Annotated in this window: 26 protein-coding genes; all 26 read right to left on the bottom strand. The window is 32.9% G+C overall.

Annotated features, from left to right (window positions below; translation table 11 throughout):
• Positions 1-71: 71 nt before the first annotated feature.
• A complete protein-coding gene (sufC, locus tag HSACCH_RS09875) occupies positions 72-848 on the bottom strand; it encodes a Fe-S cluster assembly ATPase SufC (RefSeq protein WP_005489569.1) in 777 nt (258 codons plus the stop codon).
• Between the two features lie 196 nt (positions 849-1,044).
• A complete protein-coding gene (locus tag HSACCH_RS09870) occupies positions 1,045-2,118 on the bottom strand; it encodes an AI-2E family transporter (protein ID WP_005489566.1) in 1,074 nt (357 codons plus the stop codon).
• 32 nt (positions 2,119-2,150) lie between these two features.
• Positions 2,151-2,459, bottom strand: a complete 309-nt coding sequence (locus HSACCH_RS09865) for a late competence development ComFB family protein (protein WP_005489564.1) — start codon at positions 2,457-2,459, stop codon at positions 2,151-2,153.
• Between the two features lie 141 nt (positions 2,460-2,600).
• On the bottom strand, positions 2,601-4,301 hold the full coding sequence (locus tag HSACCH_RS09860; RefSeq protein WP_005489562.1) for an acyl-CoA mutase large subunit family protein: 1,701 nt from the start codon (positions 4,299-4,301) through the stop codon (positions 2,601-2,603).
• Positions 4,288-4,860 carry a 2-oxoacid:acceptor oxidoreductase family protein gene (locus HSACCH_RS09855; RefSeq protein WP_005489561.1) on the bottom strand — a complete coding sequence of 191 codons (573 nt, stop codon included), beginning with the start codon at positions 4,858-4,860 and terminating at the stop codon, positions 4,288-4,290. The genes HSACCH_RS09860 and HSACCH_RS09855 overlap by 14 nt, the downstream gene beginning before the upstream one ends.
• Positions 4,860-5,684: a 2-oxoacid:ferredoxin oxidoreductase subunit beta gene (locus tag HSACCH_RS09850; RefSeq protein ID WP_005489560.1), complete on the bottom strand. Its 825-nt coding sequence runs from the start codon at positions 5,682-5,684 to the stop codon at positions 4,860-4,862. The genes HSACCH_RS09855 and HSACCH_RS09850 overlap by 1 nt, the downstream gene beginning before the upstream one ends.
• Positions 5,684-6,844 carry a 2-oxoacid:acceptor oxidoreductase subunit alpha gene (locus HSACCH_RS09845; RefSeq protein ID WP_005489553.1) on the bottom strand — a complete coding sequence of 387 codons (1,161 nt, stop codon included), beginning with the start codon at positions 6,842-6,844 and terminating at the stop codon, positions 5,684-5,686. Before HSACCH_RS09845 ends, HSACCH_RS09850 begins: the two co-directional genes overlap by 1 nt.
• On the bottom strand, positions 6,834-7,040 hold the full coding sequence (locus HSACCH_RS09840; protein ID WP_005489552.1) for a 4Fe-4S binding protein: 207 nt from the start codon (positions 7,038-7,040) through the stop codon (positions 6,834-6,836). Before HSACCH_RS09840 ends, HSACCH_RS09845 begins: the two co-directional genes overlap by 11 nt.
• A 267-nt stretch (positions 7,041-7,307) precedes the next feature.
• The gene (locus HSACCH_RS09835) at positions 7,308-8,438 is read right to left on the bottom strand and encodes a sodium ion-translocating decarboxylase subunit beta (RefSeq protein WP_005489550.1); all 1,131 of its coding nucleotides are present in this window, start codon (positions 8,436-8,438) and stop codon (positions 7,308-7,310) included.
• An 11-nt stretch (positions 8,439-8,449) separates the two neighbouring features.
• Positions 8,450-8,875: a biotin/lipoyl-containing protein gene (locus HSACCH_RS09830; RefSeq protein ID WP_005489548.1), complete on the bottom strand. Its 426-nt coding sequence runs from the start codon at positions 8,873-8,875 to the stop codon at positions 8,450-8,452.
• Positions 8,876-8,889: 14 nt separating this feature from the next.
• Positions 8,890-9,213, bottom strand: coding sequence for an OadG family protein (locus HSACCH_RS09825; RefSeq protein ID WP_005489546.1), 324 nt, complete (start codon positions 9,211-9,213; stop codon positions 8,890-8,892).
• 24 nt (positions 9,214-9,237) lie between these two features.
• Complete coding sequence (locus HSACCH_RS09820) at positions 9,238-10,788, bottom strand: acyl-CoA carboxylase subunit beta (protein WP_005489544.1); 1,551 nt, start codon at positions 10,786-10,788, stop codon at positions 9,238-9,240.
• A complete protein-coding gene (gene mce / locus HSACCH_RS09815; protein ID WP_005489542.1) occupies positions 10,788-11,207 on the bottom strand; it encodes a methylmalonyl-CoA epimerase in 420 nt (139 codons plus the stop codon). Before mce ends, HSACCH_RS09820 begins: the two co-directional genes overlap by 1 nt.
• A 61-nt stretch (positions 11,208-11,268) precedes the next feature.
• A complete protein-coding gene (gene meaB, locus HSACCH_RS09810) occupies positions 11,269-12,285 on the bottom strand; it encodes a methylmalonyl Co-A mutase-associated GTPase MeaB (protein ID WP_005489539.1) in 1,017 nt (338 codons plus the stop codon).
• 45 nt (positions 12,286-12,330) lie between these two features.
• Positions 12,331-12,714, bottom strand: a complete 384-nt coding sequence (locus HSACCH_RS09805) for a cobalamin B12-binding domain-containing protein (RefSeq protein WP_005489538.1) — start codon at positions 12,712-12,714, stop codon at positions 12,331-12,333.
• A 55-nt stretch (positions 12,715-12,769) separates the two neighbouring features.
• Entirely contained in the window at positions 12,770-13,555 is a 786-nt protein-coding gene (fdhD, locus tag HSACCH_RS09800) for a formate dehydrogenase accessory sulfurtransferase FdhD (RefSeq protein WP_005489536.1), read from the bottom strand.
• A gap of 202 nt (positions 13,556-13,757) precedes the next feature.
• Positions 13,758-14,717: a D-2-hydroxyacid dehydrogenase gene (locus tag HSACCH_RS09795; protein ID WP_005489535.1), complete on the bottom strand. Its 960-nt coding sequence runs from the start codon at positions 14,715-14,717 to the stop codon at positions 13,758-13,760.
• Between the two features lie 80 nt (positions 14,718-14,797).
• Positions 14,798-15,349, bottom strand: a complete 552-nt coding sequence (locus HSACCH_RS09790; RefSeq protein WP_005489533.1) for an AAA family ATPase — start codon at positions 15,347-15,349, stop codon at positions 14,798-14,800.
• Positions 15,350-15,479: 130 nt separating this feature from the next.
• Positions 15,480-15,707, bottom strand: coding sequence for a DUF3796 domain-containing protein (locus tag HSACCH_RS09785; protein WP_005489531.1), 228 nt, complete (start codon positions 15,705-15,707; stop codon positions 15,480-15,482).
• A 104-nt stretch (positions 15,708-15,811) separates the two neighbouring features.
• Positions 15,812-16,582, bottom strand: a complete 771-nt coding sequence (locus HSACCH_RS09780) for a class I SAM-dependent methyltransferase (RefSeq protein WP_005489529.1) — start codon at positions 16,580-16,582, stop codon at positions 15,812-15,814.
• A 175-nt stretch (positions 16,583-16,757) separates the two neighbouring features.
• Positions 16,758-16,925, bottom strand: coding sequence for a hypothetical protein (locus tag HSACCH_RS13945; protein WP_005489527.1), 168 nt, complete (start codon positions 16,923-16,925; stop codon positions 16,758-16,760).
• 146 nt (positions 16,926-17,071) lie between these two features.
• On the bottom strand, positions 17,072-17,929 hold the full coding sequence (locus HSACCH_RS09775; RefSeq protein WP_005489526.1) for a DegV family protein: 858 nt from the start codon (positions 17,927-17,929) through the stop codon (positions 17,072-17,074).
• A gap of 40 nt (positions 17,930-17,969) precedes the next feature.
• Positions 17,970-19,151 (bottom strand): coenzyme F420-0:L-glutamate ligase, encoded by a 1,182-nt coding sequence (locus tag HSACCH_RS09770; RefSeq protein ID WP_005489525.1) that lies wholly within the window; start codon positions 19,149-19,151, stop codon positions 17,970-17,972.
• Positions 19,152-19,416: 265 nt separating this feature from the next.
• Entirely contained in the window at positions 19,417-19,716 is a 300-nt protein-coding gene (locus HSACCH_RS09765) for an SHOCT domain-containing protein (RefSeq protein WP_005489524.1), read from the bottom strand.
• A gap of 96 nt (positions 19,717-19,812) precedes the next feature.
• Entirely contained in the window at positions 19,813-20,736 is a 924-nt protein-coding gene (locus HSACCH_RS09760) for a sulfurtransferase (RefSeq protein WP_005489522.1), read from the bottom strand.
• 145 nt (positions 20,737-20,881) lie between these two features.
• Positions 20,882-24,697, bottom strand: a complete 3,816-nt coding sequence (locus HSACCH_RS09755; RefSeq protein ID WP_005489521.1) for a phosphoribosylformylglycinamidine synthase — start codon at positions 24,695-24,697, stop codon at positions 20,882-20,884.
• Positions 24,698-24,759: the final 62 nt, after the last annotated feature.

The raw sequence follows: 24,759 nt of genomic DNA, 5'->3' as shown, positions 1-24,759 counted from the left end.
AAATCTATATTTAAAATCTTTAAATCCCCCAAAACTGATTTCATTAATTGTCATATCAATCAAAAAATTGATTAACAGTTGCTTTTCGAATTGCTTTCATTTAGAGCTTCTTCTTTATATTCTGCATATCCTTCATCTTCAATTTCTTTAGCTAGTGACATATCTCCTGATTTAGCTATTCTACCATCAACTAAAACATGGACATAGTCTGGCTTTAAATAATCTAAAATCTGGTTATGATGAGTAATTATTATCATTGCATTATCTTTAGAAGCCAACTTTTTAATACCCTTAGCAACTGTTTTAGTTGCATCTACATCAAGACCAGAATCTGTTTCGTCTAAGATAGCAAGTTTAGGCTCTAAAACTGCCATCTGCAAAATTTCATTCTTCTTTTTTTCGCCACCAGAAAAACCTTTATTTAAATATCTATCTGCATAAGATTGATCAATATCTAACAAATTCATTTTTTCTTCTAATAGAAATTTAAAATCAAATATACTCTGTTGTTCTCCACTTACTGCAGTTTTAGCTGTACGGAGAAAATTTTCCACAGTTACCCCAGGTATTTCTTGGGGATATTGAAATGATAAGAAAATACCTTTTTTCGCTCTTTTATCTACTGCTAATTCATTTATATTTTCACCATCAAATTCAATTTCTCCATCTGTAATCTTGTGTTCTGGGTGGCCCATCAAAACATTTGCTAGAGTTGATTTTCCAGCCCCGTTAGGACCCATAATTACATGAAGTTCACCTTTGTTAACCTCTAAATTAATTCCATTTAATATATTTTCATCTTCAACTTTAGATTTCAAATTAGATACTTTTAGCAGTTTTTTATCCATAATCTATGTCATCTCCTTATAATAAAGTAATCTACTCAACATTGTGTTACTTATATCCTACAACATTACTCAACTTTAGTCAAGGATTTAGTTAAAAAAGTAATCAAAATTACAAAAAAAAAGATTGGTACTAAGTACCTGGAAATTATTTCCAGACACTTGGTACCAATCAACAATCAACCAATCACCAATCAATTTAAAATTCTTTATCAATATATTTCTTCTTAAAAACCAATCTCAAAACTACATATAGAGGAACAGCTGTTAAGGCCCCGATAAAACCAAATAAATACACACCGGATAAAACTACAAATAATACCACTATTGGATGAATTTCTAAGCGTCGCCCTTGAACCAAAGGCCTAATCAAATTACCTTCTAAATACTGTGCAACCACAATAATTACCAACACTCCCAAAAACAAAAACCAACTGTTTGTAACAGCAACAAAAACAGCAGGCAAACTACCAAAAAATGGCCCAATAATTGGAATTAAGGAAGTTATCATCGCGATAAAAGACAGTGCAACTGCATTTGGAAGCCCAATTAGCAAAAACCCAATAAACATTACTAATCCTAAAAAGAAGGCCACAACTAATTGTGAACTAATAAAAGTAGCAAGTAAATGATCAATTTCTTCAGCCAATTTTTCTACTCTTCTTTTTTTAGATTCTGGAATGATTTTCATAAAATTATTAAATATTTTTTGATCATCTTTAAGTAGATAAAAAACAATAAAAGGTATCAGTAAAATTATGAGACCAAAATTAGTAATAGAACTAAAAATACCCATATAATTATAAGATGAAAGCTTTTGGGCAAGTTCATTTGCATAAGAAAATATTCTTTCTCTTAAATTTAACTCTTCTAAAAAAGAATTATTGAAATCAATATATTCTTTTAAATTTTGAATTATAGAAAGAATCAAATTATAGATATAATTATAATTACCACTTAAACTCTGACTTAACTCTTTGCCCTGGTCATAAATAATACTACCGCCAAAATAAAATACAATTATTAGTAAAGCAAGAACAATCAGTAATGAAATAACTATAGCTAATGATTTGATATTTATCCATTTATATAAATATCTGACAAGTGGTCTCATTAAATAATATAAAAATGTACTGAATAATAGAGGTAGTAAAATAAAACTCATTACTGAAGTCAAAGGAACCATAAAATATGGTATCTGTCCCAAAAGAAATATTATAACTAATAAGATAATTATTGCATGTCCAGTTTTAAAAAATCGTTCATTTATCATAATATCTCTCCTAATATTTTATCCAATTAAAATTATTTGTCATAATTATTATCGTTTTCAGATACTACTTTAATAGCCTTAATTACTACAGAAATTACATCAGCTGAATGCTGCTGTTCAAGTTCTTCTGTTTTAGAAAAAGCCTCCCCTTTTGATGAGGTAACATATTTTGCTGGTAAACGATTCAAAGCATATGTTGCCATATCTAATAAACATTTTTCATCCTTACAAACATCGGTAAACTCTTCTCTTTTAAGAAAATCATCTAGCTTTTCTAAAACAATTTCTTCTGTTATATTATTAAGTTTCTGTTTCAAATGCTCATTTTTATTTTTTGACATAAATTAATCCTCCTTCAACTTTTCCCTAATTATAAATTTAAATTTAAAAACTAATAAGATCTAAAAAAATCACCACTTAAAATTATATTTCTTTATATAAGACAAAAACCCTGCCTCTAAAGACAGGATTTTTAATAATAATTAAATATTTCTATTTTGATATTCTCCAAAAACATCTCGCAACTGATCACTAATTTCATTTAAAGTTGCTTTAGCTCTTACAGCTTCAATTATCGGAGGCATTAAATTATCGCCAGTTTCAGCTGCAGATTTGACCTTTTCCAGAGTCTTTTGAACAAAATGTTGATTTCTTTCTTTTTTTAAATTATTTAAACGTTTTTTTTGTGCTTTTTCCAGACTTGAATCAACTTTCAGTAGATCCATTTCGGCACTTTGATTATTTCTTCGATATTTATTTATTCCAACAACTATTTTTTCTCCCTCATCAATTTCTTTTTGTTTCTGATAAGCACTATCCTGAATTTCTTGCTGTACATATCCTGTTTTAATAGCTTCCACCATTCCACCAAGTTGATCAATTTTATCTAAATATTTTTTTGTCTTTTCAACAAAAGAAGCTGTTAAATCTTCTAAATAATAGGAACCTCCTAAAGGGTCAATTACATCTGCAATCCCACTTTCTTCAGCAATTATCTGCTGCGTTCTTAAAGCAATTTCAACAGCTTCTTCAGATGGAAGAGAAAGCGCCTCATCATATGAATTGGTATGCAAAGATTGAGTCCCTCCCATAACTGCTGCAAGAGCTTGAATTGTTACTCGAATTATATTATTTAAAGGCTGCTCAGCAGTTAATGCTGTTCCAGCAGTTTGAGTATGAAACCGTAAAAGTTTAGACTTTTCTTTTCTAGCATCAAAACGTTCTTCTATAATCTCAGCCCAAAGTTTACGTGCAGCTCTGAATTTAGCTGTTTCTTCCATGATATTCATCTGTGAAGCAAAGAAAAAAGATAAACGGGGTGCAAAATCATCAATATCTAGACCAATTTTCAAAGCTGCTTTCACATATTCTATTGCATCTGCCAGAGTAAATGCCAATTCTTGAACTGCATTAGCGCCAGCTTCTCGAATATGATAGCCGCTGATACTAATAGTATTAAAGCCCGGCATTTCTTGTGAGCAGTATTCAAATATGTCAGTTATCAATCTCAAAGAAGCTTCAGGTGGATAGACATAAGTTCCCCTTGCTATATATTCTTTTAAAATGTCATTTTGAATAGTTCCAGTTAGTTTTTTTTGATCAACACCCTGTTCTTCAGCCGTAACAATATACATTGCCAAAATAACAGCTGCTGGTGAATTGATAGTCATTGAAGTACTTACTTCATCTAGAGGAATATCAGCAAACAAACGCTGCATATCTTCAACACTATCAATTGCTACGCCAACTCTCCCAACTTCTCCCTCAGCCAGAAGATGATCAGAATCATAAGCAATCTGTGTTGGTAAATCAAAGGCTACACTTAAACCAGTTTGTCCTTGATTTAAAAGATATTTAAAGCGCTGATTTGTTTCTTCAGCTGTTCCAAAACCAGAGTACTGCCTCATTGTCCAGAAACGAGAGCGATACATTGTTGAATATACTCCACGAGTATAAGGAAATTCACCCGGAAAAGAAAGGTCCTGCTGATAATCAATATTTTCTAAATCTAATGGTGTGTATAGAGCTTTAGGCTCTTTTCCCGCCTCAGATTCAAAATTATCTTTTCGTAAGCCAAAACGATCAACCGTTTTTTGATATTTTTTTTCCTGCCACTCTTTCTCGGCTTTTTTTAGGTCAGATAAGTTATTTTCTTTCTGCTTCTTATTTTTATATTCTCCCATAAGCATAACTCCTCTTATCTAATTTGAGATCAAAACCAAGTTCAAATGCTTCTATATTATCATCAACGGTCTTAGGTGGTACTTTTTCAATAATTGCTTTTTTAATAAATTCTACAGATATCTTTTTTTGGATTATTCTGGCAATAATACCTAAAACAATCATATTAGCTGAAATTTCTTTACCTATTTTTTTTGCTGCCAAATCCAAAATATCAAGCTGATAAATATTATCCTTAAGTTCAGAATCTATTTTTGAAATGTCAATATTACTGTCAGCAATAATAACTCCATAATTTTTTAAATCTCTTCCATACTGCTCAAAAGCTTCTTGAGTTAAACAGACTAAAAGGTCAGGTTTGATAACTTTTGGAAAATCAATCTGATCTTCATCAAATACAACTTCTGCTCTGCTGGCTCCTCCTCTTGATTCAGGACCATACGATTGACTCTGACTGACATTTAAGTCGTCAACCATAACTCCTGCTTCTGCTAAAATAATCCCTGCAAGAATCATTCCTTGACCACCAGCACCGCTTAATCTGATCTCATATCTGCCCATTATAAAGCCTCCTCTTTATTTAGTTTTTCTATTATTTTTTGGTAGCGTTCTGTATATTCGCTTTCCGGGTTATCAACCTCTTTTAAAATTCCTAGAGGATACTTTTCTGTTTTTTCTTCAGGACTAAGCTCCTGCCATTTTTTGAAATCAATTGTATTTTGCTCTTGTTTTTTAAGCATTTTGACAGCATCACCAGAATTATTTTGCCGACCATAACTAACTGGACACTGAGAAAAACTTTCTACAAAAGAGAATCCTTTGTGTTTTAAAGCTGCTAAATATAATTTTTTTAGCTGTCTTGGATTATAGGATGCACCACGAGCTATAAAAGTACCGCCCGCTCCTTCTACAAGTCTTGCTAAATCAAAATTCTGATCTATATTTCCATAAGGAGAAGTAGTTGCCAGATCACCGGTTGGAGTCATCGGAGAAAATTGACCTCCTGTCATTCCATATATTTGATTGTTAAATAAAATTACACTCAGATCAATATTTCTACGAGCTGCATGAATCAAATGGTTACCTCCAATTGCTGATCCATCCCCATCACCGGTCATTACAATTACATTCAGCTCCGGATTTGCCATTTTTACTCCAGTTGCAAAAGCTATAGCTCTACCATGAGTAGTATGCAGAGTATCAAAATTTAAATACCCTGTAGCTCTACCAGAACAACCAATACCAGAAATTATAACAGTTTTGTCTTGGTCAAGATTGCTTTCAGCAAAAGCTCTAATAAATGAATTTAAAATTGTCCCATGTCCACAACCAGGACACCAGATATGAGGTAGTTTATCTTTTCTTAAATATTTGTCAAAATCCATTATAATACCTCCTCCAGCAACGCTCTAATTTCTTCTGGCTTAATTAGTTCTCCTGCATAAGAATTTAGACCAAGAACTTTAGCTTTACCTGCAGCTGCTCTTTTTATTTCCCTAATTAGCTGGCCTTGATTTAATTCAGGAACAATAATTGTTTCTACCTGAGAAGCAAGTTCTGCCACTGCCTCTTCTGCAAATGGCCAAATTGTCTGTAACTTAAACCAACCTGCTTTCAGATTGTCCTTACGGCCTGTATTAACTGCACTAATTGCAGTTCTAGCAGTTGAACCATAGCTTAATACAGCTACTCTATCGTCACTTCTGATATCTTTTTCATATAAAATAATTTGATCCAGATTATCATGAAGTTTATTATGAAGCCGATCCTGCATTAACTTAGCAGTTTCCTTTTTCCCATCTGGAAAACCACTTTGGTCATGGAAAAGCCCACTTGTATGATATTTAAGTCCACTGCCATAATCAGCCATTGGAGGTATCAAATCATCTGTTAACTGATACGGCAAATAATCAGCTGGATTTTGATCAGGTTTAGGTTTTTTACGGTCGTAAATTTCAATTTCATTACTATTTTTTAAATAAATCTTCTCTCTCAAATGTCCAATAACCTCATCTAAAAGCAAAACTACCGGCTGCCTAAATTTTTCGCTTAAATTTACAGCCTTAATTGTCAGCTCATAACTTTCTGCAACTGATGCCGGCGCCAGCGCAATTATTTCTTGGTCACCGTTTCTTCCCCAGCGGGTCTGCATGACATCTCCTTGAGAAGGAGATGTTGGTAGTCCAGTAGACGGTCCAACTCTTTGAACATTTACAACAACTACCGGTGCTTCTATCATTGTTGCAAATCCTAAATTTTCTTGTTTCAAAGCAAAACCAGGTCCACTAGTAGCAGTAATAGCTTTTTTCCCCGCTAATGAAGCTCCCACTGCTGCTGCCATCCCAGCAATCTCATCCTCCATCTGTAAAAACTTACCGCCTCTTTTAGGGAGCTCTCTGGCAAAACCTTCAGCTATTTCAGAAGCTGGGGTTATTGGATAACCTGCAAAAAAACTAACACCTGCTGCCAGGGCACCTTCTACAACCGCTTGATCTCCCTGAGTAAGAACAGCTCTTTTTTCAGGTTTATATATTTTAGTTTTCATCATCAGCCACCACCTTCAGCACAAAATCAGGACAGATTAATTCACAATTTTGACAGCCTATACACTTTTCTAAATCAACTATTTCGACTCTATCCCTACCTTTAACTAAAATATCAGTGGGACAAACCGAAACACAAATTCCGCAATTTTTACACCAGTCAGGATTTTCTAATTTTACCCTCTCACCTCTGGCCATATTTTCACTCCTTAAAAATAGATTTTTTACAATCTTACTGCCTGATTACAGGCGGAGATGAAGCCAGCTGCTCTCTACTCTCTACTTTTTACAAAAATATTTAAGATTTAGTAAATTTATCTATAAAACACTATTAATTTTAAATAAACAGAATATAACTATTTATTTAATTTTCTGACAATTATAGTTTAAAATTAAGCCGGCAGTCTAACTGCTGGCCTAATCTTATGCTTTATATATTTTTTATAATTTAACTATAATTAATTTTTAACCAAGAATTGAAAGTAAGGTACCTGCTGCAATTGCAGATCCAATAACACCAGCAAAATTTGGCCCCATAGCATGCATTAAAAGGTGATTAGAAGGGTTTTCTTCCTGACCAACTTTCTGTACAACTCTGGCTGCCATTGGAACTGCAGAAACTCCTGCTGCTCCAATCAGTGGATTAATTTTGCCGCCACTTAAACGATGCATTAATTTTCCAAGCAGTACTCCTGTTGCCGTACCAAAACTAAAAGCAACTAATCCTAAAACTAAAATACCAAGAGTCTGAGCATTTAAAAATGCTTCAGCACTGGCTGTTGCGCCAACAGTTAATCCTAAAAATAGGGTAACTATGTTCATTAAAGCATTTTGAGTTGTTTTAAGTAAACGATCAACTACCCCTACCTCACGCATTAAATTACCAAACATTAAGCTTCCTAAAAGAGGTAAAGCAGTAGGAACTAGTAAACCTCCAAGCAAAGTTACAGCAATTGGGAAAATAATCTTTTCTTTTTTTGTTACATGCCTTAACTGCTCCATTTTTACCTGACGCTCTTCTTTAGTGGTTAATGCTTTCATAATGGGCGGCTGAATAATCGGTACTAGAGCCATATAAGAATAAGCTGCTACAGCAATTGGTCCCAGCAAATGTGGTGCTAACTGACTGGCAGCAAAGATTGCTGTTGGGCCATCTGCTCCACCAATGATTCCCACTGCTCCTGCTTCTGCAGGTGAAAAACCAAGGGCAATTGCTCCAAAAATAGTAGCAAATATACCAAACTGTGCTGCTGCCCCCAATAGAGCTGTTTTCGGCTGAGCTATCATTGGACCAAAATCAGTCCAGGCTCCAACACCCATAAAGATAATTGGAGGATAAATCCCCAATTTTACACCTTGATAAAGGTAATATAATAAACCTCCAACTTGACCATCTTTTCCTGCTGCCATTAATCCTCCCAAAGGAAGATTAACTAAAAGCATTCCAAAACTGATTGGTACTAATAGTAGTGGCTCATATTCTTTAACCACTGCCAAATATAAAAGTATAGAGGCAATGATAATCATTATAAATTGTCCTAAGCCCAGATTTAAATAACCTGTTGACTGGACAAATAGTGAAATCTTATCTAACATGATTTAACCCCCTACTCAATTACCAGCAGTATATCTTCTGCATCAACACTGTCTCCGACTCTTACTTTAATATCTTTAACAGTACCTGATTGAGCTGCAGTAATTTCATTTTCCATCTTCATTGCTTCTAATACAACTAATATATCACCTTTACTGACAGTATCACCTTTTTTAACATCAATTTCTAATATACTTCCCGGCATTGGTGCTAAAACATCTCCTTCACCAACATCAGCTGGTGCTGACATTTCTTTTTGAGGCTTTCTTTTAGGTTTGGGAGCAGCTTTTTTTGGTGCTGTCTTTTTTGCAGCTGCAGCGTTTCTGCTGCCTGCATTACTTGTATTGCTTGCTGATTTTGCACCACTACCTTCGCTTCCTATTTCCTCAATATTTACAATAAATTCTTCACCATCTACCTCAACTCTAAATTTTTTCATTCTATATTCAGCTCCTATCTTTTCCAGTTTTGATTACTTTTTTGAATAGATATTATCCTATAACTTTTATGATCACTTAACATTTCATATACAGCGGCAGTAATTGCTGCGGCCTTTTTAGTAGAAATCCCCTGTTCTGATTCAATTAGTTGTTCTGCCTCATTTTCTGCTGCAGTTTTTGAGATCTCAACTGCCTTTTTATTTTTCTTTTTATCTTCACTATCCGGTCCAAATAGTTTCCCGCTAAAATGAAGGAAAACCGAGAGTAGATAAAGGGAAAGAAAAACTGTTCCCATTCCAATTACTAATAACTCCAGACCAAGAACATAATTATTCATGCTTTCACCTACTTCTTACTATTTTTATAAAGGAATATTACCGTGTTTTTTATCCTGTCCATCTTCACGTTTATTACTCATCATCTCTAAACCATTAATTAGTTTAGCCCTGGTTTCTTTCATCTTAATTACATCATTGACCATTCCTCTTTTAGCTGCAATATAAGGATTAGCAAAGTTATCTTTATATTCATCAATTTTATCCTGACGCAGTTTATCTGGATCATCAGCTGCTTTTATTTCTTTTCTGTAAATTACATTTGCAGCACCTTCAGGGCCCATAACTGCAATTTCCGCTATTGGCCAAGCATAAACTAAATCTGCTCTAACTGAACGACTTCCCATTGCAATATATGCTCCACCATAAGCCTTACGCATAATAAGAGTTATTTTAGGTACAGTTGCTTCTGAGTAAGCATAAAGAACTTTTGCACCATGACGAATTACTCCCCCATATTCCTGTTCTGTACCCGGCATATAACCTGGAACATCAACTAAAGAAATAATAGGAATATTAAAGCTATCTAAAAAACGAATAAAACGTGCAATTTTAGTGGACGCATCTATATTTAAACAACCCGCTAAATGCTGAGGCTGATTTGCAATAATTCCTACACTGCGGCCATTTAATCTGGCAAAACCAACTACTGCATTTTGAGCAAAATAAGGCTGCACTTCCATAAAACTATCTTTATCTGCAAGAATATCAATTACATCTCTAACATCATAAGCTTTTTGAGGATTTTCATTAACAATTTCTTTAAGTTCTTCAGTACTGCGGCCAGGGTCATCCTGAGCTTCAAGCATTTCTGGCTCCTCTTTATAATTATCAGGTATGTAAGATAATAATCTTCTAATATTATCCAGAGCAGCTTCTTCACTAGCTTCCATAAAGTGAGCAACACCACTAACCTGATTGTGGGTTTGAGCTCCACCTAATTCTTCAGCTGAGACTTCCTCACCTGTAACAGATTTAATTACACTAGGACCAGTAATAAACATCTTGGATGTCTGATCAACCATAAAAATAAAATCTGTAATTGCTGGAGAATAAACGGCTCCCCCGGCACATGGACCTAAAATTGCTGTAATCTGTGGTACTACACCTGATGCTTTTGTGTTGCGATAGAAAATTTCTCCATAACCATTAAGAGAATCTATACCCTCGTTAATTCTGGCTCCACCGGAATCATTAAGTCCAATTACTGGTGCACCATTTTTAACCGCTAAATCCATTACTTCAGAAATTTTATTGGCATGTGCTTCACCAACTGAACCGCCCATCACTGTAAAGTCCTGAGCATAGACATAAACTAAACGTCCCTCAATTGTACCATAACCAACTACAACTCCTTCTCCCGGAACTTCTTTTTCATCCATTCCTAAAGAAGTGCTGCGATTTTCTACAAACATATTCAATTCATTAAAAGTACCATCATCTAATAAGTATTCTATTCTTTCTCTGGCAGTTTTTTTATTCTTTTTATGTTGTTTTTCAATTCTTGCCTGACCGCCACCCTGACGAATCGTCTCTTTTTTATTTTTTAATGACTGTTCCCTATCTTCTACTGACATTATTTTTCCTCCTTAGCAAGTGGTTCACATAATTCTAATAAGACTCCATTTGTAGTTTTGGGATGAATAAAAATAATCTTCATATTATCTGCACCCACCGTCACCTTATCTCCAATCAATCTGGCTCCTTGAGCCTGCATTGCTTTAATCTTATCTTCAATGCTGTCGACTAAAATTGCAAAGTGATGAATCCCTTGACCATTCTTATTGATAAATCTGGCAATAGTACTCTTCTCATTTAAAGGCTCAAGTAGTTCAATTTTACTTTCTCCAACTTTTAAAAAAGCAATCTTTACTCCCTGTGACTCAACTGTTTCCTGTTTGAGAAATTCTAAACCTAAAATGTCTTGATAAAATTTGAGTGATTCTTCCAGATTCTGAACAGCAATACCTATATGTTCTATATTTTTGAGATTCAAATTTACCTCCTTTATTTAATCGACACCATTAAGGATAGCAAAAAACTGACCACAAGTCAACTCAGATTTTTAAATTATTATCAATAAATTGCTCAACTACCTGATATGGCGTAGTTTCTCCTCGTAAAATTCTTGCTAATTTTTTCTCTAAGTTTTGCTTTTGATTGAATTTAGATAATAATTTTGCTGTAATTTTCAACTGCAGTAAATTAAATAAATGTTTTTTTAACTGATCTTTTTTATTATTCTCTAAAATATCATTTCGTTTTAAATAATTATAATGATTTTCTATTTCTTTAACTAAAATATCTATACCCTGATTATTTAAAGCTGAAGTTTTTAATAATACATTCTGCCATTCGTTTTCTGATTTTTTATTTTTAGCTATATTTGAATCATCTTCCTTTTTTAAAGAAAATAGGGATTTTATCAAAACTTCCATTCTGGCTGCCTGAGGTAAATCAGATTTATTAAGAATAAATATATCCCCAACTTCCATTAATTCTGATTTAAAAATTTGAATATCATCTCCAACTTCTGGTACTGTAACAACTAAAGTTGTATCAGCTAAACTAACTATATCAATTTCTGTCTGTCCAACTCCAACTGTTTCTATAATAATTTTTTGATAGCCAGCAGCTGCTAAAATTACTGCTGTATCATAAACAGCAGTATTAACACCACCAAAACTTACTCGGCTAGCCATACTGCGGATAAAAATATTCTGATTATTTATTAACTTTCTCATTCTAATTCTGTCCCCTAAAAAGGCCCCTCCACTCTTCTGGCTGGTGGGATCTACTGCAATTACTGCAATTTTTTCTTCTGTTTTTTCAGATAATTCTTTTAGCATTAGATTAAGCAGAGAGCTTTTACCTGAACCAGCAGGACCTGTAATCCCAATTATATATGGCTTATTATAACTTTGATAAAACTGCTTCATAATTTCGATACTCAAAGGATCTTTATTTTCTAAAAGCGAAATGGATCTTGCTGTCTCTTTTTCTTTACCAGCTCTAATTGCATTTATAAATTCTTTAAGATTTTGAGAAAATAATTTATCTTTTTTCCTAGACAAGCCTTCCCACCCCTTCATTTTACTAGTTTAACTTATCAAATTAAGTTAATCATTTAAATAATTAAGTATTTCTTTAATTGAAGTTCCACTACCAAATATTTTATTAACGCCTAGCTCTTTCAGATATTTATAATCATCTTTGGGAATTATTCCCCCAACAATAACCAATGTATCGTTAATATTTTCGGCTTCCATAATTTTAAATAATTTTTGAACAAGTATTTTATGAGCTCCAGAAAGAATACTGACCCCAATAATATCAACATCTTCCTGTAAAGCAGTTCTCACTACTTCTTCAGCTGTATTGCGCAGTCCGGTATAAATAACCTCCATCCCAGCTTCTTTTAAAGCTCGAGCTACAATCTTTGCCCCACGATCATGTCCATCTAGCCCAAGTTTAGCAATTAAAACTCTTTTTTTTCCACTCATCAGCAATCTCCTTTCAGTTTTTCTATTTTTGAACAAAAAGTGTAATGATAAATAATTAGTTCAGGATTACCCTTCTTTCTCCGCTATAAATATTAAAACGTTGTCCTCTACAAAAGGCAATTAATGTCATATTTCTATCCCTTGCAATCTTAACAGCCACATCTGTTGGAGCAGAGCGAGATAACAAAAAAGGAATTCCTTGTTTGAGAACTTTAATTATCATCTCAGAAGAAATTCTACCGCTTGTCAGTACTATTTTATCTTTCAAATCAACATTTTCCATCAAGGCTTTACCAATAATTTTATCTAAAGCGTTATGACGTCCGATGTCTTCTAGCTGATAAATTATTTTATCTGATGAAGCTAAAGCTGCCGTATGTGTACCTCCGGTTTGCTGAAAATATTTAGAGTTTTGCTGTAGTTCAAACATCAAAGAAGTAAATAACTCTGCTTGATACTTCTGCTTACTTTTAATTTCTTGAGTCCTTGCACAATCTTCAAGATTAATAAAAGTTGAGCCACCACCACACCCTGAAGTCAGAGTTCTTTTTTTATAATCATTTGGTGAAAAATCTTTTTTTATTTCTACCATTGCCACTGTTTTTTCGTGTTTTAGATCAATATTTTTAATATCCTGTTTATTTTTTATTATACCCTCAGCTGCTAGAAATCCAACTATTAACTCTTCTAAATTTTCCTTTAAAATCATTAGAGTTAAAAATTGATAACCATTTATAAAAAGTGTAAGCGGACTCTCATTAATTATTATCTCCTCAGTTTCAATAAATTTATTTATTTTAAATTTTCTGATTTTTTTATTAGCAAAAATTTCTTTACTCATTTTATAACTCCTATTATGTTCTTCTGATTTTTATTTTCTTATTATAATAATCATTGTATATTTACTGCACAAATCATGACTTAAGTTTATATTTTATTACTTCGCTAACAATTATTATTAACCTTTATTTTTCTGACCAAATTACAGATATTTTAGTTTCAATTTAAAAAAAGCTGCTCAGTTAAGAACAGCTAAAAATAATTCAATATTTTAATTTAAAATCAACCTGGTTTAATAAAGCTTCATTATTCAAATAATGTTTTAAGTTATCTCTAAAAATTTCAAATCTTCGCTGATCATTAGTCGGAGAAAAACCAGCAGTATGAGGAGTTAATATTACATTTTCTAACTCCCAGAGTTTGCTTTCTTCCGGAAGTGGTTCCGGATCAGTAACATCAAGACCAGCTCCTGCAATCCAATTTTCTGTTAAAGCTTTTACTAAATCAGCCTGTTTAATTAAAGAACCGCGCCCAATGTTAACTATAAAAGCCGAATCCTTCATTATCTTTAGTTCCCGCTCCGTGATCATATTTTCTGTTTCCGGTGTCCCGGGTAAAGTTAAAATTAAATAATCAGATCTTTTAAGCAATTTATCTAAATCCTTATTTAAATAAATATGATCAACATAATCAGGACTCTCAGTCATTGTTCTTTTTAACGCCAATACCTTGGCCCCCCAGGCTTTTGCTCTTCTGGCAATAGTACTTCCGATATCACCAAATCCTAAGATTCCAACTGTAGAATCAAAAAAATCTTTAATTTTATTCTCCCGCTGCCATTTCTTTTCCTTTTTATTATAAGCATAATCAATCAAATTTCTATTGTGGGCCATGATCATTGCAAATACATGTTCTGCAATAGGCTTACCATAAACCCCACTGGAATTTGTCAGTATAATATCTTTATTTTGGTAAATTTCTTTATTTGCATAGCGATCAACTCCTGCACTCGGAAGATGCAGCCATTTTAGATTCTCAGCTTCTTTTATCAGCTCAGTTTTAGGCCAGCCAAAGACTATTTCACTATCTTTTAAGGCCTGAAAATAATCCGTTTTTGAGTCTAAAACTTCTAAATTTAACTCGGGAGCAATTTCTCTAATTTCTGCTTCAGCTGCCTGAGGTAGATCAAATATATCATTTTTCAAAACTAAAATATCGCCCATTTTATCCCTCCATCTGTGATATCCATATTTAATTTCACTTCTCTTGCAGTTATTTATTTTTTAAATAAATATAAAGTTAATTAATTCTCCAGTTCTGAAATTTTCTCTTTGATTATCTTCATTATTTCTGCTACAGACTTTTCTCCTTCAATTTTCAAAATCGGACATGCCAATTTTTGCATCCACTCTTCGTGAGTTCTCTTATTTCTGATTTCTGTCTGATCATAGTCATATCTAGCAGCTGAATCCAAAAACTTTTGATGTCTTTCAAACATTTTTCCACCCGGAAGCACTGCACTACCAAACCGTTTTTGTTCTCTACTTTTCAATCGCTGCAGCCTGACATTTATTGGTGTCCAGAGATAAATAACAAGATCAAATTGATCCATAAAAATATCTCCCCAGCCGCAAAAAGAACCGCTAATTACCCAACCTGATTCATCTTCCAAATCTTTTTTTAACAGTCTCCGTCTTTCTTCAATAGAACGCAAATGCTGATATGGTGGATCTGTCGGTTTCCAAAAATAATTATCTGCATCAAAGTGAGCCAGATTATAAGCCTCACTAAGCTTTTTCCCAATTGTAGTTGTGCCAGAACCTGATGGCCCCAAAATATGTATGTGGTTAATCATCTGTCTACTCCTTATTAAAAATTTAATTTCTCATTGTAATAATTATTCAATAAATCTATTTCATTACCTGCTTAAAAAACAAAAAGTGAGCATATATCTGACCACATTTATTAATTATATCTACCATTCATCAGACTGTAATTATTCCAGTTAAAGCAAATAGATAAAGAATAATCCCCAATAATCCAAGTAATCCTAAATATTTAAGTTTAGGAAATTTATAACGAAAGGCTGAGAAAAAACTAAAAAATGAAAAATATAATAAGTAAATTGGTTGTTCAAGACTAAAAGCCTGAAAGCCCATTAATCCTAAGAAACCCATAAAACCAAGACGCCAGTCATAATTATTGTTTCTCATAATTTTCACCCCGACTTTTAATTATTTTTACTATTTTTCTCATGCCTTTCATAATTAATTTTTACTGCAAATAAAAACACAAAACTCGTCTAGTAAAATCAATTCTAGCCAGATTTTTGTTCAGCTTTTTTAGCTGTTATAAGCAATGGAATCGAGCTTAATTCCCGATAATGATCACCAACCGGACTTCCATATATCTTTTCAACTTTAAATCCTGCTTCTTTTAAATAATCTTCAAGCTCAGATTTACAGAGTGGATACAGTTCTATTTTATTCTCTGATAAAAGCTGATCATCAAAATGATCAATTAATCTAGTTTTAAAATATAATATATTTTCTTTTTCGTTATATTCATAATTGCGCTCAAAGCGCACTGAGTCATCTTTGCTATAAATTGTAGGCAATCCATCTAAATCTAACTCAAGAATTCGATTATAATTAACTATCTGAATAAATATTTTACCCTTTTCTTTTAATATTTCTGCTGCCAAATCTAAAAAATCTTTAATCCCTTCTTTTGTTAGATGAACTAAAACATTGCCAATAATATAAATTCCATCAAAACTAGCTTTTTTAAATTTTTTCTTCAAATTTAACATTCCAAGTCGATAAAAATCAACTTCTACTCGAGCATCCTTCATTTTTGATTCTGCTAAAGAAATCATCTCTGCATCAAGATCAATTGCTTTAACTTGATAACCTTTTTCTGCTAATTTCAGAGCATAACTTCCTGTGCCACAACCAACATCTAAAAGTTTAATTTCTTCCTTTTTTTCTTTCAGCCCTTTAAATGTATTGTCAATTAAATTAAGTTTTTTAGAATTAAGAGGAAAAATTTTATCATAGTTTTTACTAAACTCAGAATAAAAATCCATTTAATCAACCCCCCATAAATTATATTAATTAAGTTATTATTACTTGAATTAGATATAGCTTTTAAAATTCCTGCTTTTAAAAAATAAAAACCTCTTTCAGCAGCAAACTAAAAGAGGCCTCTTCAGACAAGAATAAGTTTAAATCTGATATTTATAGTTGTTTTGATAAAAATGTCTATTTTCTCCAACATAACCACCATTCAGCACACTCTACTTCTCCCTGCTCAATTTGTTGCCTTCTCTTTTCGATGTGTGACATATTGTTTTCTGGATCCTTAACTAACTTATAATCAAAAACTTGATTTTTTGACCAATTTAGCTTAAACTTTTTCTTTTTATCCATCTTTATCACCCTTCGACTATGTTTTAATTGATAATAAAATTATAATAAAGTTGAGCTTTTTTGTCAAGTATAATTCAAAAAAAGAACAGCCTCAATAAGACTGTTCTCATTTATTATAATTTTTAAATTATAAAATAGCCCTAAGTTTATTTTTCAATTTCAGTTAATACAACTCCAATTAATCCAGGACCAGTATGAACAACCATAACTGGACTAATTTCACTAAAATACGTTTCTTTTACCTGAGATAACTGCTTGAATTTATCTAAAAGACTATGTGCCTCTTCTTCAGCAGCAGCATTCATAACATCAACCACATACTCTTTACCATCTTGTACTTTATCTTTAATAATAGAATACATCTTTTTTAATGATCTTTTACGTCCTCTAACTTTATCAAAAGTAAAATATTCGCCTTCCTCATCAATGGCAATTATCGGTTTTATATTTAAAAATTCAGCAATAGTTCCAGATACCTTGCCAATTCTACCACCTTTTTTGAGATATTTAAGAGTTTCTACCACAAATAGAACTTCAATTTTATCCTTTTGAGCTTCAACTTTTTCAATGATCTCATTAAAACTTAGATCTTTATTTTTAATTAAATTATTTGCATAAAGTACAAGTCTTCCTAAACCCTTTGAAAGCATTTTTGAGTCAATTACTTCAACTTCTATTCCTTCAATTTGATCAGCAACCATCATACAATTACTGTAAGTTGCAGAAAGACCACTCGATATATGGATAGAAATAATGTGGGTATAGCCCTCTTCTTTTAATTCATTATAAACATCCATTATTTCCTGAGGAGAAGGCATAGAAGTAGTCGGTATCTCTCTTTCAAAACTTTCATAAACTTCTGCTGGTGTAATATCAACTCGATCATGGAACTGACTATCACTGTATATAACCTTTAAGGGAATTGAAGTTATATTATATTTTTCTAATTCTTTCTTCGTCAAATCTGAAGTGCTATCAGTTACAACTGCAATTTTTTCCTTCATAATTTTTTCTCCTTTTTTTGGCTAATGACTTTATGGACATTTATTCGTCTGCAAGATTATCAAAATAACCTTGAATTAAAATTATCGGAGTTCCTTTATCTCCACTACCACTAACTAAATCACATAAACTTCCCAGTAAATCAGTTAATCTTCTAGGAGTTGTACCCTGAGCTTTAATATTAGCAGTTAAATCAGCTTCTTTTTCCCTAATCTCTTCTTTCATAGCAGTTAATAATTCTTCACCTTTTAATTTTTCAAGCTCATTATCAGCTAAATATTTCAATTTAACCTCATTTGGAGTTCCTTCTAAACCTTTTGTATAAGCCGGTGAAACAACAGGATCAGCAAGCTCCCAAATCTTTGCTACAGGATCTTTAAAAGCCCCATCACCATAAATCATTACTTCAACTTCTTTGCCGCTAAATTCTCTTATTTCCTTTTGAACTTCTTCAACGAAATGCTGTCCATCTTTAGGAAACAGTTTCAATCTGTTTTCAGATGCCTTATTAGATCCTAAAAGTCCATAATCAGGATTATATCCCTTACCTTGATCTTTATTACAAATTTCATTAAGGCTGACAACTTTTGCTACTCCATTTTCTTTTAAAATTTCTTTAGTCCGTTCTTTTGTGTGGATGTCAGCAACAATTACTTGGTCAGTATAATTTAAAATTGTCTCAGGTTGATTAGCTGCTATTATTTCAATTTCTGTTTCTGCAGCAATCTCCTTATATAAATCAACATAATTAACCCCTGTAAAAGGGTGCTTGAAATCTGAAAATTTTTGATAATATTCTTCCTCTTCAATAACATACTGATAAGGATCGATTTTCAAATCATAGATTTTTCGTGCATCTAAAAGCGGATTCCCAACTTCATCATTTGGATAACTCAGCTGTAAATATATTTTTTTCCCACTCGCTGCAATTCCTTTTAAAATCATAGAAAAACGATTTCTACTTAAAATTGGAAAAACAATGCCTATTGAATCTCCACTGAAAATCTCATTAATTTCAGCTGCAATATCCTCAATATTAATGTAATTACCCTGTGCTCTAGCAACCAAAGATTCGGTTATTCCTAAAACATCTTTATCTCTAAGTTCGTAACCTTCCTCTTGAATCGACTGCTTTAAAGAATCAACAACTATTTCCACCAGTTGATCGCCTTCTTTGACTATTGGAGCTCTAAGTCCTCTCACTTCTGTGCCAACTGTTCTCATTAATTTCACCTCAAAAAATATTAATTTTCTTACAACAAATTTTATTATAGCAGAAATAGTGTTAATTAGGCAAATTTCTAAATTCATCTCCACCATGTCTAAAAATTGTCACTAATAGATTTAACTTTATTATACTATTTTTTTTTGCTGATGTACAACTTTCGTTTCTGAGACTATATTTTTATCATTTTTATCTAACTTTAAGATTAAAAAAAGTAGCTTTAATTCTTTTAAGAATCAAAGCCACTCTTTTGAATTCACAAATTTATTTTCTTAGATTATTTAAAATTTCTTCAAATTCTTCTTTAGAAATTTCACCTTTAGCATATCGCTGACGAGCAGTTTCTTCTGCACTATCTCTGCGATGATCATTAATTTGCTGATCTTTATAATGATTATGATTATAATCCCGGTTGTAATTTTTAGTCTCATTACTTTTTTGAACAATAAAATAAATTACTGCTGCAAGTATAATAACCCAGAATATCATCATAAAACCTCCACCTCCCCAGAAACGGTTGAATCCCATATGGCCAAATCTACCCATCGGGCCAAATCTAAACATAATATCACTACTCCTTTATTTAATCTTGAGTATTTCTCTTTAATTATATCTTAAGGGACAATTGTGAAGGAAATATGAATTTTGTATTTTTATTGTTTAATTACTCTCACCAGCAGCAATTGGCATGTTTTCATTACTCCATTCAACCCAGGATCCATCATAGTTTTTAACTTCTGGATAACCTAAAAGTGCTTTTAAAACAAAGGTAGTATGACATGACCTAATTGCACCCTGACAGTAAGGATATACAGTTTTTTCAGAAGTAACTTCTTTCTGTTGATAAATTTCTTTTAGCTCTTCTGCACTTTTAAAAGTTCCATCTTTATTCAAGGCAGCGGTCCACTCTATCCAAACTGAAGATGGTATCCTGCCACCTTGGCCTGCACCATCTAAAACAACCTCTCCAGTATACTCTCCTCTTCCTCTTGTATCAAGAATTAAACTATTTTCTCGATCAATAGAATTTTCAACTTCCTCCATATCAGCTACCATATCTTTATTAATTGGACCAATTTGATAGTTACTTTCTTCATATGATTGAAACTCTACCATTTTAGTTTCATAACCCAATTCTTCCCATTTTCCTAAGGCTCCATCTAATAATTTAACATTATTATGTCCATACATTTTCAGAATCCACCAAACTCGAGATGACCAAAGATTATTAGATGCATCATATGCAACAATTAAATCACCATTTTTTATTCCTTTTTCTTGTAATAAATTTTCAATCTTTTCAGGAGATGCCATAATATAATTATATTTAGCATTTGTATCTTCAAATTCATCTCTTCCAATTTGAATAGCTCCTGGTATATGTCCTTTTAGAAAATCAACATTGCTTCTAAAATCAATTATTTTTACATCCTCATTTTTTCTTATAGTATTTAATTCCTCAGAACTAATTAAATTTTCCGGAGAAGTATATCCCCTATCAACAATTGGTGCTGCAAAAACTGATGAACTTACTACTAATAAAAGAACTCCCAAAAAAATAGATAGATAAATTTTCTTTTTCACTACAATCACTCCCCATAAGTATGTTTTAAAGATCACATTATATGTTAATTATATCACATGATTGACTAAAGTAAAGACAATGAAATAAGTTTTTTCAAAATTAAAAAAATAGCCAGTGCTTTTTATACACTGACTATACTAGTTATTATTTTGTGAAATAGTCAACTCCAGCTTTAAATAATTTTTGATCTTTTTCGCCAATAATATTTTTGGCTACATTATTTCCAATTCGCTCTGAGTGTCCCATTTTACCAAAGATTCTACCATCCGGACTACATATTCCTTCTACAGCAGCGATCGAACCATTAGGATTATGGGGGATTTCCATTGTTGCTTTCCCCTCTAAATCAACATATTGCGTAACGAGCTGTCCATTTTGCTGAAGCTCTCTTACCATTGACTTCTCAGCCACAAAACGACCTTCTCCATGTGAAACTGGAATTGAATGAATTTCTCCAACTTCTACATTAGCAAGCCAGGGTGACTTGTTTGAAGTGATTTTAGTATTTACCATCTGAGAAACATGGCGACCAATAGTATTATAAGTTAAGGTTGGTGAATTCTCAGTTACTTCTCGGATTTCACCATAAGGTAAAAGTCCCAGCTTAACTAAAGCCTGAAATCCATTGCAAATACCAAGCATTAAGCCATCCCTATTATTTAATAGTTCCATTACAGATTTTTTTATTTCAGGATTTCTAAATACTGCTGCAATAAATTTACCTGACCCATCGGGTTCATCTCCGGCACTAAATCCACCCGGCAGCATTACAATCTGGGATTCTCTAATTAAAGCCGCCATTCTTGCAATTGAATTTTCTATTTGTTCTGGTTCTAAATTTTTAAAGATAAATGTTTCAACCTCAGCTCCAGCCTCTCTAAACTGACGGGCTGAATCATATTCACAGTTTGTTCCAGGGAATACAGGAATTAAAACTTTTGGTTTAGCAAGCTTTATTTTAGAATTAAAAATTTGTTCATTCTGATAAGGGTCAAAATTTAGTAGTTCTTTTTCTGCTTCTGGCTCAACAACAGCAGCAATTTCATCTTCAGCTGCTTGAGTTTTATATATTTTCTCCAGGGGCTGTTCCCAACTGTTTAAAGCTTCAACCAAAGAGATTGATTTATTATTTATTCTTATAACTTTTTCTTTAACTGTCTTTCCTAAAATTTGATAATTTAAATCAACAAATAATTCTTCTGCTTTTTCATTAGTAGAAACTTCTAAAATTAGAGCTCCATATTCTGGTGAAAATAGAGTTTCTTCACTCAATTCAGTAGTAATTTCTACTCCAATTTTATTACCAAAACTCATTTTAGAAATCGCTTCAGCTAATCCACCGATAGTAATAGCTGCTGCAGATTTTATTTTTCCTTTAGAAATTAATTTTTCGACCAGGGTATAATTATTTTTTAGTTCGGATATATCTGGCAGTTCAGCCTTATTTCGCTTAACAGGTAAATAAACTAAGGTACTACCAACTTCTTTAAATTCAGGTGAGATAACATTATTGACATCAACTGTATCTACTGCAAAAGAAACTAATGTTGGCGGGACATCTATATCTTTAAAAGTTCCTGACATACTGTCTTTACCACCAATAGCTGGAAGTTCAAAATCTTTTTGAGCTTTATAGGCTCCCAATAAAGCACTAAATGGTTTACCCCAGCGTTCTGGATCGTTTCTTAACCGCTCAAAATATTCTTGAAAAGTAAATCTAATTTTAGTATAATCTCCACCTGAAGCTACAATTTTAGCAACTGATTCAACTACTGCATATAATGCCCCATGAAAAGGACTCCAGGTTGTTAATTTAGAATCATAACCATGACTCATAATTGTTCCAGTATTTGTTTCCCCCTCAATTAAAGGGATTTTAGCTGTCATTGCTTGAGTTGGAGTCAGCTGATATTTGCCACCAAAAGGCATTGTTACACTGCCAGCTCCAATTGAACTATCAAATTTTTCAACTAGTCCTTTTTGACTTGCCACATTGATATCAGCTAAATTACTAATCCATTTTTCTTTTAAATTATCTTCTTCAGCCAGACGATGATTTGCCGCCTTTTTAAAATAATTATCAGCTTCTATTGGCTTTGAAACTCTAACAGCTGTTTTCTGAGTTGCTCCATTCGTGTCTAAAAATGTTCTACTTAAATTAACAATGTCATTACCGTTCCAATCCATAATTAAACGGTTATGATCTTTAACTTCTGCAACCACAGTTGCCTCCAAATTTTCTGCTGCTGCAAGTTCAATAAATTCATTGACATCTGCAGGCTCGATAACTACTGCCATTCTCTCTTGTGATTCTGAAATTGCAAGCTCAGTTCCATCTAAGCCTTCATATTTTTTTGGTACAGCATTTAAGTTGATTTCTAGAGCATCTGCTAACTCCCCAATTGCAACTGAAACCCCACCAGCTCCAAAATCATTACAAACCTTAATTTTTTTACTGACTTTAGGATTCCTAAACAGACGCTGAATTTTTCTTTCTGTTGGAGGATTACCTTTCTGTACTTCTGCACTACTTTCTTCTATTGAATCTTCTGTATGGACTTTAGAAGAGCCAGTTGCACCTCCACAACCATCTCTACCTGTTTTACCACCAAGCAAGATAACCATATCACCTGGAAGAGCTTCACCACGAACAACATTTTCTTTGGGAGCCGCTGCAATAACAGCGCCAATTTCCATATGCTTAGCCAAATAGCGTTCATTATATATTTCATTAACCATTCCTGTTGCTAGCCCAATCTGATTTCCATAAGAACTGTAGCCATCAGATGCCTCCTGTACAATTTTTTTCTGCGGCAATTTGCCTTCTAATGTCTCTTCAATTGGAGTTCTGGGATCACCTGCTCCAGTGACCCGCATTGCCTGATACACATAAGAACGACCGGAAAGAGGGTCTCTAATAGCACCTCCAAGACAGGTTGCTGCTCCACCAAATGGTTCAATTTCTGTTGGATGGTTGTGAGTTTCATTTTTAAACATTATCAGCCAGTCTTCATCTCTTCCATCTACATCAACTGTCACCTCAATACTGGCTGCATTAACTTCATTTGAAATCTCTAAATCTTCTAATTTTCCTTCTGCCCTTAATTCTTTCATTCCCATTAAAGCAATATCCATCAGACAAATATCCTTTTTTTGATCCTGATAAATATTTTGCCGCCCATTTAAATAATCCTGATAAGCTTTTTTAATTCCTTTAGTAAATTTACTTTCTTCTATTTCAACATTTTCAATTTTTGTTAAAAAGGTTGTATGCCGACAGTGATCAGACCAGTAAGTATCAAGCACTCGGATTTCTGTAATTGTTGGATTCCTTAACTCTTTATCTCTAAAATATTTTTGACAATGTTTTAAATCAGCCATACTCATAGCCAGTCCCAACTCAGACATTAAAGATCTTAATTTATTTTCATCTGCTTTAATAAATCCAGATATGGTTTTAACTTTTTCTGGAATTTTATACTGCATTTCTAAACTTTCTGGTTTCTTGAGAGCTGCTTCTCTAGAATCAACAGGATTTATATAATAGTCTTTAATACTCTCTATATCTTCTTGACTCAAATCACCTTTTAAAATAAAAATCTGGGCCACCCTAACCGTTGGTTTTTCATCATTATTTAAAATCTGGATACATTGTTCAGCCGAATCAGCTCGCTGGTCATATTGTCCTGGCAGATATTCAACAGCAAAAATGACTGCATCTTCTGATTTCTCAATTTCTTCCTGATAAATTATATCAACTGGAAGCTCTGCTAAAATTGTTTCACAAGCCTCTTTATAAGCAGTTTCTGAGATATTAGTAATATCATAACGATTAAGCAGCCTTAACACTTCTAAATTTTCCAGCTCGAGACTTTCTCTAAAGTCATGCAGCAGCTCCTCTGCTTTTACATCAAAACCTTCCTTTTTCTCAACAAAAACTCTTCTTATTTTATCTGCCACTTTAAGCGCCCCTTTTTAAAAATTATTTGTGATTTATTTCTTTTTAACCAGGTACCATTAAA

Origin of the sequence: Halanaerobium saccharolyticum subsp. saccharolyticum DSM 6643 (assembly GCF_000350165.1) — a bacterium.
Taxonomy (GTDB): Bacteria; Bacillota; Halanaerobiia; order Halanaerobiales; family Halanaerobiaceae; genus Halanaerobium; species Halanaerobium saccharolyticum.
This window is presented reverse-complemented; position numbering and strand designations above follow the sequence as displayed.

What these genes read in the sequence shown, in the direction of transcription:
- sufC (WP_005489569.1), bottom strand. Translation starts at nt 848, where the DNA reads ATGGATAAAAAACTGCTAAAAGTATCTAATTTGAAATCTAAAGTTGAA.
- HSACCH_RS09870 (WP_005489566.1), bottom strand. Translation starts at nt 2,118, where the DNA reads ATGATAAATGAACGATTTTTTAAAACTGGACATGCAATAATTATCTTA.
- HSACCH_RS09865 (WP_005489564.1), bottom strand. Translation starts at nt 2,459, where the DNA reads ATGTCAAAAAATAAAAATGAGCATTTGAAACAGAAACTTAATAATATA.
- HSACCH_RS09860 (WP_005489562.1), bottom strand. Translation starts at nt 4,301, where the DNA reads ATGGGAGAATATAAAAATAAGAAGCAGAAAGAAAATAACTTATCTGAC.
- HSACCH_RS09855 (WP_005489561.1), bottom strand. Translation starts at nt 4,860, where the DNA reads ATGGGCAGATATGAGATCAGATTAAGCGGTGCTGGTGGTCAAGGAATG.
- HSACCH_RS09850 (WP_005489560.1), bottom strand. Translation starts at nt 5,684, where the DNA reads ATGGATTTTGACAAATATTTAAGAAAAGATAAACTACCTCATATCTGG.
- HSACCH_RS09845 (WP_005489553.1), bottom strand. Translation starts at nt 6,844, where the DNA reads ATGAAAACTAAAATATATAAACCTGAAAAAAGAGCTGTTCTTACTCAG.
- HSACCH_RS09840 (WP_005489552.1), bottom strand. Translation starts at nt 7,040, where the DNA reads ATGGCCAGAGGTGAGAGGGTAAAATTAGAAAATCCTGACTGGTGTAAA.
- HSACCH_RS09835 (WP_005489550.1), bottom strand. Translation starts at nt 8,438, where the DNA reads ATGTTAGATAAGATTTCACTATTTGTCCAGTCAACAGGTTATTTAAAT.
- HSACCH_RS09830 (WP_005489548.1), bottom strand. Translation starts at nt 8,875, where the DNA reads ATGAAAAAATTTAGAGTTGAGGTAGATGGTGAAGAATTTATTGTAAAT.
- HSACCH_RS09825 (WP_005489546.1), bottom strand. Translation starts at nt 9,213, where the DNA reads ATGAATAATTATGTTCTTGGTCTGGAGTTATTAGTAATTGGAATGGGA.
- HSACCH_RS09820 (WP_005489544.1), bottom strand. Translation starts at nt 10,788, where the DNA reads ATGTCAGTAGAAGATAGGGAACAGTCATTAAAAAATAAAAAAGAGACG.
- HSACCH_RS09805 (WP_005489538.1), bottom strand. Translation starts at nt 12,714, where the DNA reads ATGAGTGGAAAAAAAAGAGTTTTAATTGCTAAACTTGGGCTAGATGGA.
- fdhD (WP_005489536.1), bottom strand. Translation starts at nt 13,555, where the DNA reads ATGAGTAAAGAAATTTTTGCTAATAAAAAAATCAGAAAATTTAAAATA.
- HSACCH_RS09795 (WP_005489535.1), bottom strand. Translation starts at nt 14,717, where the DNA reads ATGGGCGATATTTTAGTTTTGAAAAATGATATATTTGATCTACCTCAG.
- HSACCH_RS09790 (WP_005489533.1), bottom strand. Translation starts at nt 15,349, where the DNA reads ATGATTAACCACATACATATTTTGGGGCCATCAGGTTCTGGCACAACT.
- HSACCH_RS09785 (WP_005489531.1), bottom strand. Translation starts at nt 15,707, where the DNA reads ATGAGAAACAATAATTATGACTGGCGTCTTGGTTTTATGGGTTTCTTA.
- HSACCH_RS09780 (WP_005489529.1), bottom strand. Translation starts at nt 16,582, where the DNA reads ATGGATTTTTATTCTGAGTTTAGTAAAAACTATGATAAAATTTTTCCT.
- HSACCH_RS13945 (WP_005489527.1), bottom strand. Translation starts at nt 16,925, where the DNA reads ATGGATAAAAAGAAAAAGTTTAAGCTAAATTGGTCAAAAAATCAAGTT.
- HSACCH_RS09775 (WP_005489526.1), bottom strand. Translation starts at nt 17,929, where the DNA reads ATGAAGGAAAAAATTGCAGTTGTAACTGATAGCACTTCAGATTTGACG.
- HSACCH_RS09770 (WP_005489525.1), bottom strand. Translation starts at nt 19,151, where the DNA reads ATGAGAACAGTTGGCACAGAAGTGAGAGGACTTAGAGCTCCAATAGTC.
- HSACCH_RS09765 (WP_005489524.1), bottom strand. Translation starts at nt 19,716, where the DNA reads ATGTTTAGATTTGGCCCGATGGGTAGATTTGGCCATATGGGATTCAAC.